Source organism: Aestuariimicrobium soli (genome assembly GCF_051192575.1).
Taxonomy (GTDB): Bacteria; Actinomycetota; Actinomycetes; order Propionibacteriales; family Propionibacteriaceae; genus Aestuariimicrobium; species Aestuariimicrobium soli.
This window is the reverse complement of record NZ_JBPJSQ010000003.1, coordinates 289,050-301,793: the sequence shown is the minus strand read 5'-3', so window position 1 is coordinate 301,793 and position 12,744 is coordinate 289,050. Positions and strand designations below refer to the sequence as shown.

At 71.2% G+C, this 12,744-nt stretch carries 13 protein-coding genes; 1 reads left to right on the top strand and 12 read right to left on the bottom strand.

Going from position 1 to position 12,744, the window contains the following annotated elements:
* Positions 1-121: 121 nt before the first annotated feature.
* The 12 genes from ccsB to ACSDQ9_RS05110 form a co-directional block, all read right to left on the bottom strand.
* The gene (gene ccsB / locus ACSDQ9_RS05165; protein ID WP_435144472.1) at positions 122-1,150 is read right to left on the bottom strand and encodes a c-type cytochrome biogenesis protein CcsB; all 1,029 of its coding nucleotides are present in this window, start codon (positions 1,148-1,150) and stop codon (positions 122-124) included.
* Entirely contained in the window at positions 1,147-2,832 is a 1,686-nt protein-coding gene (gene resB / locus ACSDQ9_RS05160) for a cytochrome c biogenesis protein ResB (protein ID WP_435144469.1), read from the bottom strand. The genes ccsB and resB overlap by 4 nt, the downstream gene beginning before the upstream one ends.
* Positions 2,802-3,551, bottom strand: coding sequence for a cytochrome c biogenesis CcdA family protein (locus tag ACSDQ9_RS05155; RefSeq protein ID WP_435144938.1), 750 nt, complete (start codon positions 3,549-3,551; stop codon positions 2,802-2,804). The genes resB and ACSDQ9_RS05155 overlap by 31 nt, the downstream gene beginning before the upstream one ends.
* Positions 3,552-3,577: 26 nt before the next feature.
* Positions 3,578-4,159, bottom strand: coding sequence for a TlpA family protein disulfide reductase (locus tag ACSDQ9_RS05150; RefSeq protein ID WP_435144467.1), 582 nt, complete (start codon positions 4,157-4,159; stop codon positions 3,578-3,580).
* 2 nt (positions 4,160-4,161) lie between these two features.
* The gene (locus tag ACSDQ9_RS05145) at positions 4,162-4,836 is read right to left on the bottom strand and encodes a histidine phosphatase family protein (RefSeq protein ID WP_435144464.1); all 675 of its coding nucleotides are present in this window, start codon (positions 4,834-4,836) and stop codon (positions 4,162-4,164) included.
* Between the two features lie 2 nt (positions 4,837-4,838).
* Positions 4,839-6,248, bottom strand: a complete 1,410-nt coding sequence (gene hemL / locus ACSDQ9_RS05140; RefSeq protein ID WP_435144461.1) for a glutamate-1-semialdehyde 2,1-aminomutase — start codon at positions 6,246-6,248, stop codon at positions 4,839-4,841.
* Entirely contained in the window at positions 6,245-7,219 is a 975-nt protein-coding gene (gene hemB, locus ACSDQ9_RS05135) for a porphobilinogen synthase (protein ID WP_435144459.1), read from the bottom strand. Before hemB ends, hemL begins: the two co-directional genes overlap by 4 nt.
* 63 nt (positions 7,220-7,282) lie before the next feature.
* On the bottom strand, positions 7,283-8,869 hold the full coding sequence (locus ACSDQ9_RS05130) for a uroporphyrinogen-III synthase (protein WP_435144457.1): 1,587 nt from the start codon (positions 8,867-8,869) through the stop codon (positions 7,283-7,285).
* A gap of 4 nt (positions 8,870-8,873) precedes the next feature.
* Complete coding sequence (gene hemC / locus ACSDQ9_RS05125) at positions 8,874-9,836, bottom strand: hydroxymethylbilane synthase (RefSeq protein ID WP_435144454.1); 963 nt, start codon at positions 9,834-9,836, stop codon at positions 8,874-8,876.
* Positions 9,833-11,233 carry a glutamyl-tRNA reductase gene (gene hemA, locus ACSDQ9_RS05120; protein WP_435144451.1) on the bottom strand — a complete coding sequence of 467 codons (1,401 nt, stop codon included), beginning with the start codon at positions 11,231-11,233 and terminating at the stop codon, positions 9,833-9,835. The genes hemC and hemA overlap by 4 nt, the downstream gene beginning before the upstream one ends.
* Positions 11,230-11,694, bottom strand: coding sequence for a glutaredoxin family protein (locus ACSDQ9_RS05115; RefSeq protein ID WP_435144449.1), 465 nt, complete (start codon positions 11,692-11,694; stop codon positions 11,230-11,232). The genes hemA and ACSDQ9_RS05115 overlap by 4 nt, the downstream gene beginning before the upstream one ends.
* A gap of 7 nt (positions 11,695-11,701) precedes the next feature.
* Positions 11,702-11,803: a 30S ribosomal protein bS22 gene (locus ACSDQ9_RS05110; RefSeq protein ID WP_002550589.1), complete on the bottom strand. Its 102-nt coding sequence runs from the start codon at positions 11,801-11,803 to the stop codon at positions 11,702-11,704.
* A 281-nt stretch (positions 11,804-12,084) separates the two neighbouring features.
* Between ACSDQ9_RS05110 and ACSDQ9_RS05105 the strand changes: the two genes are divergently transcribed.
* On the top strand, positions 12,085-12,666 hold the full coding sequence (locus tag ACSDQ9_RS05105) for a DUF1707 SHOCT-like domain-containing protein (RefSeq protein WP_435144444.1): 582 nt from the start codon (positions 12,085-12,087) through the stop codon (positions 12,664-12,666).
* Positions 12,667-12,744 lie beyond the last annotated feature (78 nt).

Sequence of the window (12,744 nt, the reverse complement as noted above, 5' to 3'; positions counted from 1 at the left end):
CATGCATCCCTGCTGCAGACAGGGGGCGTTCCAGCGTGACCGTCACACAGCGTCAACGCGCGGAGGGGCGAAGTGGTTGTCATCGGGACGGAGTTTTCCATCTTGCGGGCTCGCGCGCCGCTCAGATCCCCGCGTAGGAGTGCAGACCGTTGATGAACAGGTTCACACCCACGAAGTTGAACCAGAAACTCGCCAACCCCACCAGAGCGATGATGGCGGCGTTGCGGCCCTTCCAGCCAGCAGTGGCGCGGGCGTGCAGGTAGCAGGCGTAGACCACCCAGGTGATCAGCGCCCAGGTCTCCTTGGGGTCCCAGCCCCAGAATCGTCCCCAGGCGTACTCGGCCCACACCGAGCCGGCGGCGACGGTGAACGTCCACACCGGGAAGCCGAAGGCGTGCAGGCGGTAGGCGAAGGTGTCGAGCGTGGTCAGCGAGGGAACGCGCCCCAGGAATCCCCGCACCACGGGGTCGGCCTGGGTGCGTCGGCGGCTGCGGGTGAGCACCGCCGTCGAGCCGCCGCCCGACGCCGCCGGCACCGATCCGCCACCGGAACCCTCGTCCGGACTCTCGTCGGCCACCACCGGGACCGACTGGCGCTCGACGGCACGCAGCTTCACCAGGTAGATGATCGAGGCCAGCCCGCCCACGTTGAACGCGGCGGCCGAGATGCAGGCCGCCACGATGTGGATGATGAACCAGACCGAGTGCAGCGCCGGCACCAGCGGAGCCACCGCCACGTAGAACACGGTGGCGGCCACGCCCTGGCCGACGGCAAGCAGCAGCGCCACCGGCCCGCCCAACCACCGCAGCCCGAACCGCCACACCCCCACCAGGTAGGCGACCACGACGAAGGCGAGCGCCGAGATCACGAACTCGTACATGTTGCCCCACGGCGCGCGCCCGGCGGCCAGCCCGCGGGTGACCACCCCGGCCAAGTGCACCAGCGCCGCCAGCACCGTGAGCGAGACCCCGTAGCGACCGGACTGGTCGGCCCGCAGCCTGGCCGGGTCGTGCTCGTCCGACCCGTCGGTGGCCCGGGCGACCGGCACCCCACGCAGGAAGGCCCACTCGGCCGCGTGGCACAGGAAGGCGACCAGGTAGAGCACCGCCGAGGCGACGATGGCCAGCGCGGAGAATGTGGTCAGCGTCATGGCGTGGCCTCCTCGGATGGGTCGGAATCGGGGTCGGGGCTGTCAGGGGCGGAGCTGTCGGGGTCGGGTTCCACTCCGGCCGCCGCCAACAGGTCGGCGACGTCGTCGGCGAGCCCCAGCCGGGAGTCGGCGCGGTCGAGGCCGCCCACGTCCACCTGCAGTCTGCCACCCTCGCCTTCCGAGGAGAGCTCGCGCACCTTCACGAACAGCCGTCGTGGACGCACGAACAGGCTGAGGCAGATGCCCGCCACGCCGGCCGCCAGCGATCCGAAGACGAGCGGCAGCCCGGGAGCGCGGGAGAACTGCAGCTTCGTCCAGCGCTGGTAGCCGCGGAAGGTGATCGAGCCCTGCCCGTTGGGCAGGTCGTAGGTCTGCCCCGGGGTGAGGCGCAGCCGCAGCACGTCGTTGGCATTGTCGGGATTCTTGACCTGCGTCAGCCCGGTGGTGTCGAGCACGTAGACGTTCTCGGGTCGGCCCGTCTCCTGCTTCGGCGGGCCCGACCAGACGTTGAGGAAGAGTTCGGGGTTGATCGCGTCGGGGAACAGCGACCGCGGCCCCTGGGCGTCGACGGTGGCCGTCGGCAGGAACCAGCCCTCGAACGCGAGCCGGTTCGGTCGTCCGTCGGGGGCCTTGATCACCCCGGCCGAGGTGAAGTTGCCGTCCTGGGGAAGGAAGACCACGGGGCCCGCGAAGGCGACGTCACCATTGCCGTCCTTGACCTCGACATTGGCCGCGTACCCGTGACTGATCAGGTGGATCGTGGTGCCGTGCACCCGCAGCGGATGGTTGACCTCGATCACCCGCTGGCTGGTCGACTTCCCGTCCTCGACGGTGACGTCGGCCTCGAACGAACGGGCGGCGCCGGTCTGCACCGGCCCGGTCTCGAAGGTGGCCGTGAACCGGTTGAGCAGCAGCGTGAACGGCGGCAGGTTGTCGGTGTCGACGGCGGCGCCGGCATGGAACTCGTCGTACTGGGTGATGTTGTTCGAGAAGCCCTGCCCCTCGACCACCATCGCCGACCCCTTGGACCCCCACAGGCTGTTCCAGGCGATGCCGACCAGCACGACCACCAGGCTGACGTGGAAGACGAGGTTGCCGAACTCGCGCAGGTAGCCGCGCTCGGCGCTCAGCCCGGCCTGCCCGTCCGCCGGATCGGTGCGCCGCACCCGGAACCGCTTCGAGCGCAGCCAGGCCTCGGCGTCGTCCAGCACTCGCGTCTTGGCTTCGCCGGACGACGACCCGCCCGCGGTGCCGCGCCCCCATTCGGGCAGCCGGTCGAGCCGGCTGGGCAGGCGAGGCGGCGGGGTGCGCAGGGCGCGGGCGTAGACCAGCACCCGCGGCAGGATGCAGCCGATCAGGCTCACGAACAGCAGCAGGTAGATCGCCGAGAACCACACCGAGGTGTACACGTGGTACATGCCCAGGAAGCGGTAGACGGCGTCGAGGCGGGGCTGGTCACGGGCGATCTCGGCGACCCGCGACGGCGAGTTCGACGACTGCGGCACCAGCGACCCGGGGATCGCGGCGAAGGCGAGCAGGAACAGCAGCACCAGGGCGGTGCGCATGCTGGTCAGCTGCGTCCACAGCCACCGCAGCATGCCCGCGGGCCCCAACTCGGGAACGTTGCCGGGAACGGTGTCGGTGGCGGCCATCAGATCGGAGTCCCGAACGAGACGACCCACTGCCGCAACTCGGCCATGGCGCGATCCCACACACCGGTGACGAGCGCGAGCCCGACCAGTACCATCAGGGCGGCACCGACGGTCTGGAAGAGCCGCTGGTGGCGCTTCACGAACCCGACCAGTCGACCCATCGAACCGAAGGCCAGGGCCGCCGCCAGGAACGGGATGCCCAACCCGAGGGCGTAGACGAAGGCCAGCAGGGCGCCTCGTGGTGCCGACCCCTCGGTGAACGCCAACGTCAGCACGACCGACAGCGCCGGCCCGATGCAGGGGGTCCAGCCGATCGCGAAGACCAGCCCGAGTAGCGGGGCGGCGACCACGCCGACCGTGGGGGCCCGGTTGAGCCGCAGCGTGCCCCGGCCCAGCGGCAGCCAGCCGCCGAAGACCAGCCCGAGGGCGATGATCACCACTCCGGTGACGATCGAGATCAGCCGTTGGTGCACCATCAGCAGCCCGCCGAGCCCGCCGATGGTGGCGCCGGTCAGCGTGAACACCACCGCGAAGCCAAGCACGAACAGCAGGGTGCCCAGCAGCATGCGGCGGCGCGGGGCCCGCCCGGCCGAGATCTCGCTGACGCCGAGCCCGGTCGCGTACGACAGGTACCCGGGCAGCAGGGGCAGCACGCACGGCGAGAAGAAACTGACCAGGCCGGCGAGCAGCGCGACGGGGATGGCCAGCAACAGCCCGCCCTGGATGGAGTCGTTGATCCAGCCCTGCAGCAGCGGGAGTTCGAAGAGCACGCCCGTCATCGGGAGGCCGCCAGTTCGTTGACGGCGGTGACCAGCGTGGTGGTCGACACCTGTCCCAGCACCCGGGCGGCGATCCGGCCGGCGGGGTCGACCAGCAGGGTCGACGGGATCGCCTTGGGGGGCAGGTCGGTCAGCTTCATCAGCAACGCCCCGTTGGGGTCATAGAAGCTGGGATACGTGAGCCCGAACGAGCGGACGAAGCTCTGCGCCGGCGCCCGGTCGAGGTCACGAGTGTTGATGCCGAGGAACTGGGCCACACCGGCTGTCTGCTTGGCCGCCTCGACCAGGTGCGGTGCCTCGGCGCGGCAGGGTGAGCACCACGATCCCCAGACGTTGATCACCAGCACCTTGCCGGCGAACGTCGCGGTCGACAGCGTCTTCTCGTCGAGGTCGCTGCCGGTCAGCGCGGGCAGCGCCTTGCGGCGGTCCGCCGCGATCCGGGTGAAGCTGCCGTCGCCCTGCGCGAAGCCGGTGTCGCTGGTGGCGGTGGGGTTGTTCGAGCAGCCCACGAGGGCCGCGGTCGCGAGTCCGGCGGCGCCGGTGAGCAGCCCGCGTCGTCCGAGAGAGGAGAACGCCACGGTCACGAGCCCGAACTGAAGCTCTTGCCGCGGTCCTTGGCCTTGACCAGGTCGCCCGCCGGTTCCGCGTAGGTGACCCCGACGATGCGCTGGTCGCGCAGGTGCAGGGTGGTCACCGAGGCGACATTGCACTGCCGCTTGCGGGGGTCATGGACGAGCCTGCGGCCCTCGGCGTCGAGTCGGGCGATCCAGATCGGCAACTGGTGCGACACGATCACGGCCTGCCCCGCCGAACCGCCGGCTCCCTCGCGGGCGGCGACGGCTGCCTCGGCGATGGCGGCCACCATGCGGTCGCGCACCTCGGTGAACGGCTCACCCCAGCTCGGACGAAGCGGGTTGCGCAACTTCCACCAGTTGGCGGGCCGACGCAGCGCCTGGTTGCCGGCGCCGAACACCTGGCCTTCGAAGTCGTTGTGGGCCTCGAGCACCCGCTCGTCGATCACCACCTCGAGGTCGGGGTGGGCGGCGGCGATGGGGGCCATCGTCTCCTGCGCGCGCTCCAGCGGCGAGCAGCGCAGCGCCGTCAGCGGCTTGTCGGCGAACCACTCCCCGAGCCGGTCTGCCATGGCTCGTCCGTTGTCGGAGAGGTGGAAGTCGGCGAGGCGGCCGTAGAGCACGCCGGTGGGGTTGAACACCTCACCGTGGCGCACCAGGTGCACCAGCGTGTGGTCAACCATCGTCACCTGCCTTCGATCGCCCGGCGTGCCGCGGCGGCGGCCGGCGGCAGTGCCTCCACGATACGTGCCAGCGCAGCATCGTCGTGAGCCGCGCTCAGGAACCAACACTCGTAGCCACTGGGGGGCAGGTAGACCCCCTGGTCGAGCATGGAGTGGAAGAACGCGGCGAACGCCTCGGACGACTGCTCGCCCGCCTGCAGGTGGTTGGTGACCGGGCGAGACTCGCCGGGTTCACCCCCCCAGGGCAGGGGCTGGCCGAACAGGAACACCGAGAACATCGAGCCCGCGGAGTTGATGGTGTGCGGCACCCCGGCGGAGGTGAGCGCGTCGGTGACGGCAGCCCGCACCAGATCGGCGGAGCGGTTGAGGTGCTCATAAACCTCCTCGGTGGCCAGGCGCAGGGTGGTCGCCCCCGCCGCGGAGGCCACCGGGTTCCCCGACAGGGTTCCTGCTTGGTAGACGTTCCCGACCGGTGAAAGGTGAGCCATCAGCTCGGATCGGCCGCCGAAGGCCGCCGCCGGGAACCCACCGCCCATCACCTTGCCGAACGTCATCAGGTCGGGCACGACGCCGTCGAGGCCGTACTGGCCCTGCCGGCTGACACGGAACCCGGTCATCACCTCGTCGGAGATGAACAGCGCACCGTGCTCGTGGGCGACCCGGGCGAGGAAGGCGTTGAAGTGCTCGGGAGCGCCGTCGGGGCCGGGTTCGACCCCGGGCGGCAGCACGCCGGTGTTGCCGGGGGCGGCCTCGGTGATGATCGCGGCGATCTCGCCCGGGTGGGCGGCGAAGGCCGCCTCGACGCCGGCGCGGTCGTTGTAGGTCACCACGACGGTGTCGGTCGAGGTGCCGGGCGTGACTCCCGGGCTCGAGGGAACGACGCCCCGATCGCCCGCCGGGTCGGTGTCGCGCAGCGTCAACAGCCCCGACCCCGCCTGCACCAGCAGCGAGTCGACGTGGCCGTGGTAGCAGCCCGCGAACTTGATGATCTTGTTGCGCCCGGTGACCCCGCGCGCCAACCGGAGCACGCTCATGGTCGCCTCGGTGCCCGAGTTCACCAGCCGCACCTGCTCGATCGGGGTGCGCTCGACGATCAGTTCGGCGAGCTCGACCTCGGCGCGGGTGGGTGCACCGAAGCTGGTTCCGTGGGCGGCAGCTCGTCCGACGGCGGCCAGCACCTCGGGGTGGGCGTGACCGAGCAGCATCGGGCCCCACGAGCCGACCAGGTCGACGAGCCGGTTGCCGTCCTCGTCGGTGACGTAGGCGCCCTTCGCCGAGGCGATGAACCGGGGGGTGCCGCCGACGGAGCGGAAGGCGCGCACCGGCGAGTTGACGCCGCCGGGAATGACCCGCTGGGCGCGTGCGAACAGGTCCGCCGACACGGGTGCCGGGGTGGGGGTGGGGGCGGTCATGCGTTCCTTTCGGCCCATTCCAGAGCCCAGTAGCTGAGCACCACGTCTGCGCCCGCTCGGACGATCGACAGCAGCGTCTCGTCGACTGTGCGGTCGCGGTCGAGCCAGCCGTTGGCGGCGGCAGCCTCGACCATGGCGTATTCGCCCGACACGTTGTAGGCGGCGACGGGCACCTCGACGGCGTCCCTCACGCGGGCGAGCACGTCGAGGTAGGGCAGGGCCGGCTTGACCATGATCATGTCGGCGCCCTCGGCGATGTCGGCGAAGACCTCCCGCAGCGCCTCCCGGGTGTTGGCCGGGTCCTGCTGGTAGGTCGTCCGGTCGCCCACCAGGGACGACGCCACCGCCTCGCGGAAGGGGCCGTAGAAGGCGCTGGCGAACTTGGCGGCGTAGGCCAGCACGATGGTGTCGCGATGACCGGTGGCCTCGAGCGCCTCGCGGATGGCGGCGACCTGGCCGTCCATCATGCCGCTGGGGGCGACGACGTGGGCGCCGGACTCGGCGTGCAGGGCCGCCATCGCGGCGTAGATCTCGACGGTGGCGTCGTTGTCGACTCGTCCGTGGGCGTCGAGCACCCCGCAGTGGCCGTGGTCAGTGAACTCGTCGAGGCAGACGTCGGTCATCACCAAGGTGGCGTCGCCGACCTCGGCGCGCACCTCGCGGATCGCACGGGTGAGAATGCCGTCGGGGTCGATCGCGCCCGATCCGACCGCGTCCTTGTGCTCGGGCACCCCGAACAGCATCACGCCGGCCAGACCCGCCTCGGCGGCGCGGGCCGCGGTGGCCTTGACGGAGTCCATGGTGTGCTGCACGACGCCCGGCATGGACGAGATGGGCCGGTTCTCAGCGATGCCCTCGGCCACGAAGACGGGCAGGATCAGCTGGCCGGGGCGCACGCGGTGTTCGCGGACCATGCCACGCACGACGGGGTTGGTGCGCAGCCGGCGGGGCCGGTTGGCCAGTTCGGCCATGGGACTTCCCTTCTCGAAGGACCATCTGGCCTTCTCGGACGACAAGCGGGACGATTGGGGGGATCAGGTGTCCTCCTGGGACTCCCGCAACCGCTTGAGCGCGGCGGGTTGGCGACCGCGCCGGGGTTTCAGTGAGGGACGAACGTTGGGCTTGCCCTTCGCGGCCAACTCGTCGCGGCGTTCCTCGGCGAAGCGGGCCAGGGCATCGGCGAGCTCCAGCGCACTGGGATGCTCGGCCTGCACGTCGACCCGCAGCCCGTGCTCGCGGCAGGTGCGGGCGGTCTGGGGGCCGATCGCGGCGATCACGCTGGCGTTGTGCGGCTTGCCCGCGATGCCGACGAGGTTGCGCACGGTCGAGCTCGAGGTGAACACCACGGCGTCGAACTGGCCGGTCTTGATCATCTCGCGGGTCTCCAGCGGCGGAGGGGCGGCCCGCACGGTGCGGTAGGCGATCACGTCCTCGACCTCCCAGCCGAGGTCGGCCAGACCGTGGGCGAGGGCGTCGGTGGCGATGTCGGCCTTGGGCACCAGCACGCGGTTGATCGGGTCGAACAGCTCGTCGAAGGCCGGGAACTCGGCCGCCAGCCCTGCGGCCGACTGGTCGTCGGTGGGCATCAGGTCGACGCGCAGACCCCAGTCGAGCAGGGCCTCGGCGGTGGCGGGGCCGACGGCGGCCAGCCGCAACCCCGAGAAGACGCGGGCGTCGAGCCCCCAGGCGGTCGCCTTCTCGCGGAGCGCCCGCACCGCATTGGCCGAGGTGAACGCGACCCACTGGTAGCGGCCCTCGACGATGCCCTGCACCGCCCTGTCCATCTGCTGCGGCGTGCGGGGTTCCTCGACGGCGATGGTGGGCACCAGCTGGGTGTCGGCGCCGAAGGTGGCCAGCCGGCGCACCAGCGGGCCCGCCTGGTCCTGCGTGCGCGGCACCAGCACCTTCCATCCGAACAACGGCTTGGTCTCGAACCAGTCGAGCTGGGCGCGCTCGAGCTCGCCGGCCTGCCGACCGATGACGACCACCACGGTGGTGGTGGCGGCCACCTTCATGCCGGCGACGGTCTCGGCGATGCGGCCCACCGTGGTTGAGCGGCTCCGCTGCGAGGTCGACCCGGCCCGCACCGTCACCAGGGCCGGCTCGTCGGCCGCCCGCTCGGAGGCGAGGGCGATGCGCTGCACCTCGGGCATCTGGGCGGCGGCGCCGATCACCACGAGGGTGCCCGAGGGCGCCCAGTGCGAGTGCTCGTCCACGTCGTCGTGCAGGGTGATCAACTGCACCTGACCGTCGGAGAGCGAGACGCCGGCGAACTCGGGCATCGACGTCTTGCGCGGAATGCCGGGCACCACGTCGATGTCGTAGCCGGCCTGGCTGCATTCGCGGGCGATGCGGGTGGCGCGGGCGTCCATCAACGGGTCGCCGTCGACGAGCACCGCCACCAGAGCGTCGTCCAGCAGGTGGGTCAGCAGGCTCTCGCCTTCGGCGACCTGTTCGACGGACCCGTGCAGGTCGAGGGCGGTCAGCAGTCCGCGCTGCTCCTCGTGCGTGAGCACGATCTTGTCGGCGCTCTCGAGCATGTCAACGGCGGCCAGCGTCAAGAGCGAGGGCACCCCGGGCCCGGCTCCGACGAAGGCGATGCGGCCACGATGCGTGCCCATCAGCTCACCTCCGAGGTTGTTGCTTCCCATCCAACCGCGCCAACACGCGTTCGGCCAATCGGCTGCCCACCAACGCGGGGTCGTCACCGGTTTCCCGATCGCGGACGAGCGCCCCCGACGCGTCGGCGACGGCCACGTCGAGCGTCAACAGGCCCTGCTCACTGCGGGCCCAGGCGCCGACCGGGGCGAGGCAGCCGGCCTCGAGGGTGGCCAGGAACGCCCGTTCGGCGGTCACGGCAGCGCGGGTGGGGGCGTCGTCCAACGCGCTGAGCGCTGCCAGCACGGTGGTGGCGGACTCGCGGCACTCGACCGCGAGCGCGCCCTGACCCGGCGCGGGCAGCACCTCGTCGAGGGTGAGTTCGCGCAGGGGCACGTCGGGGCCGGCGGTTGTCGCGATGGTGGCGGGCAGGTGACCCTCGGCGGGCACCTTGCCGAGCCGCGCCAGCCCGGCGCGCGCGAGAAGGGTGGCGTCGACGCCGCCCAGGCTGGCGTCACGATCGGCGACCAGGTTCAGCCGGGTGTCGACATTGCCGCGCACCGACACGAACTGGGGCGTGAGCCCGCGGACGGCGGCGAGGGCGGCCAGTTGCGCCTGCCGCCTGGGCGAGCCGGTGCCGACGACCGTGTCGTTGGTCCACTCGTCGATCGGACGACCCACCAGCACGTCGTTCACCCGCTCGCGGGCGGGAATGGCGGCCACCACCAGGCCGGGCTGCGGGGCGACCGGAAGGTCCTTCAGGGAGTGCACGGCCAGGTCGATGGAGCCGTCGAGCAGGCGTGCGCGGACGGCCGCGGCGAAGACGCCGGTGCCGCCGATCTCGGTGAGGGCCCGGCGGTCGGTGTCGCCCTCCGAGGTGATGCCGACGACGTCGACGGTGTGCCCGGCGGCGCGCAGCAGGTCGGCCACGTACTCGGCCTGCACGACGGCCAGCGGAGACCGGCGGGCTCCGAGGGTGAACGTAGTCACGGCGTCCCCACACTGCTCTGGTCGGGCTGGTTTGCTCGGTCGGGGTCGGGCTGTCCGGGCAGGCGCGGCGAGGTGACCGCCAGGGCGGCGCGGGTGTCGCAGTGCTCCTGAGTCGACAGCGCGGGCGGGGCGACCTCGTCCAGGTCGAGCCGGAACAGGCGGCGCAACATCTCGGCGTAGTCGGTGGCGTCGTCCGAACCGGCCAACTGGCGTGCCTCCACCGACGGGGCGTGCACCAGCTTCTCGGCGACCCGCTGCAGGGCCTGGGTGATCTCGTCGAGCTGGGCCGGGGTGAACGCGTTCTCGTTCGAGGCGTGCTGACCACGGCGGACGAGTCGGTCGCGCTCGGCCTCGACCACCTGGTCGGCCATGGCCCGCAGCGCGATCACCGCGGGGGTGACGGCCTTGGAGCGGTCGGCGCGCACCTGGTCGGCCACCCCGTCGGCGACCAGCGCGCGGGCGGCGGCGATCTCGGCGTCATGGGCGTGGTCCGACTCGGCGGCGGAGGCCAGTTCGGCGATGTTGATCATGGTCACCCACTCCCCCACGGCCGGGTCGACGTCGGCGGGCATCGCGAGGTCGATGATCACCTCGGGTCGCCGGTCGAGGTCGCGGACGACGGCGGGGTCGATCAGCCCCTGGGCGGCGCCGGTGCAGGTGATCACGACCTCGGCCCAGCCCAACAGCGAGGGCAGGTCGGCGAGGTCGGCGGCTCGTCCGTTCACGTCGGCGGCGAGGCGGTCGGCTCGGCTGCGGGTGCGGTTCACGCAGACCAGGTCGGCTCCCAGCGCGTGCATGCCGCGGGCGGCCAGACCGGCCATCTGGCCGGCGCCGACGACCACGGTGCGTCGTCCGCTGAGGTCGACCCCGCGCTCGCGGGCGAGGTCGAGGGCCGCGGTGAACATCGATCGTCCGGCGTGGCCGATGGCGGTCTCGGACTGCACCCGCTTGCCCACCCGCAACGCGTTCTGGAAGAGGCCGTTGAGTTCGGGGCCGACGGCGTGGCGGCGCTGGCCGCGGCGCAGCGCCTCACGCACCTGGCCCAGCACCTGGTTCTCGCCGACGACCAGCGACTCCAGACCCGAGACGAGGGCGAAGACGTGGTGCACGGCGGCCTCGTCCCAGGCGACGTCGCAGATCTCGGAGAGATCGGCGCGGTCGAGGCCGGTCTGCGACCCCAGGGCGTCGGCAATGGCCTCGAGACCGGCGTGGAAACGCTCCGAGATCAGGTGCACCTCGGTGCGGTTGCAGGTCGAGAGCACCAGCGCCTCGCTGATCTCGGGATGTGTGAGCAGTCGGGCCTGCACGACATCGGCGGCGCGGGAGTCGAGGGCGACCCGTTCGACGGTGGTGATGGGCGCCGTGCGATGCGAGATCGACAACGTCAACAGGTTCACTGCTGCTCCTTCACTGCCGCGGTCGGGCACTGCTGGTCGAGCGCCGTCGTGACGTCGTCGGTCGTCACCCGCCAGCGGGCGATGACCCGGCCGTCGACGATCACGACGGGAATGTCGGTGGTGAAGCGCTCACGGGTGGCCGGGTCGTCGTCGATCATCACCCGGGCGTGGGTGAGGCCGCGGCCGGCGACCACCTGCTGGACGACGGTCTCGGCATCGTCACACAGGTGGCAGCCCTCGCGGGTCAGCAGCACCACCCGATGGGCGGCGGTGACGTCGCGGACGAAGGCGGGCAGCGCGGGCGTCTCTGAGTGCTCGGAGTACTCGGGCGACGGGACGGGGTCGGTTTCGGGAACGCCAAGGCCCGCACTCAGGTCACAGGTCCCGTGAGGGTCCTCGCTGGGTGCGGGGGTCTTGGGGTGCGAGGTGCTGGCGCCGAGCAGTCGACGCCACCAGCTCACAGGGCGGTCACTTGCCGGCGCGACGACGCTGGATGCGCGTCTTCTTCAGCAGCTTGCGGTGCTTCTTCTTCGCCATGCGCTTGCGACGCTTCTTGATGACAGAACCCACGTCAGGCCTTTCACAGTGAATGTAAGGGGCGGACCCTGGCGTGAGCCTCGGACCCGGACACACCGGGACACGACCCGGAGCAGACCCCTCACTCTACTGGGGTGCGACCGTGAGCGCGAAATCCACCCCCGCGGCCGACGGGGCTGCGGGCGGTGGCGCTGGCGAAGTGTGCAGAATGCGCATCCGAACCGGGGTTCACAGCCCACCTGGGCCACGAACCCCGATTCGGGCGCGCAGTTCGCACGGTGACCGGCGACCTCGGGTGGGGCAGACTGAACCCCGTGAGCCTTCCCGACCTGCCCCATCACCCCGTCTGGCAACAGTTCCGGATCGATCCACGCCAGGCGCCGCAGATGCGCCTGGCCGATCGCGACCGTGACGTGGCCCGCGAGGTGCTGGCCAGCGCCTACACCGACGGGCAGCTGAACCACACCGAGTACTCGGAGCGGCTCGACCGGGCCTCCGAGGTGGCCACCTTCGGGGAGTTGGTTCCGGTGATCGGCGACCTGACGATGCTCACCCCGCACCCTCAGGTGGGTGCGCCCACCCCGACGCCGATGCCGGCCGCCACGGGTGGACGACGCGGTCTCGACAAGGCCGTCTCGATCGTCCGTGGTGTGGGCGCGGGTCTGGTCGGCATCAACGTCGTCATCTGGCTGTTCGTCATGTTGGGCAACGGCCACTGGGTGTACTTCTGGCCGGCCTGGGTCGCGCTGGCGTTCGCCATCCCCGTGGTGGTGCTGATGGTGATTCGCAATGCCACCGACACCGAGCAGGATCAGATCAACCGGGAGCACCACAAGGAGCGCCGCCGCGAACTGCGGGCCCGGCGCCGTCAGCGTCGGCGGCAGCTGGGTCGCTGAGACCGAACGGCGACACGCGCACTTTCCCTCGACTTCCTTGACCATGCATAACGCGTATGCAAAGCTCATGCATACTCG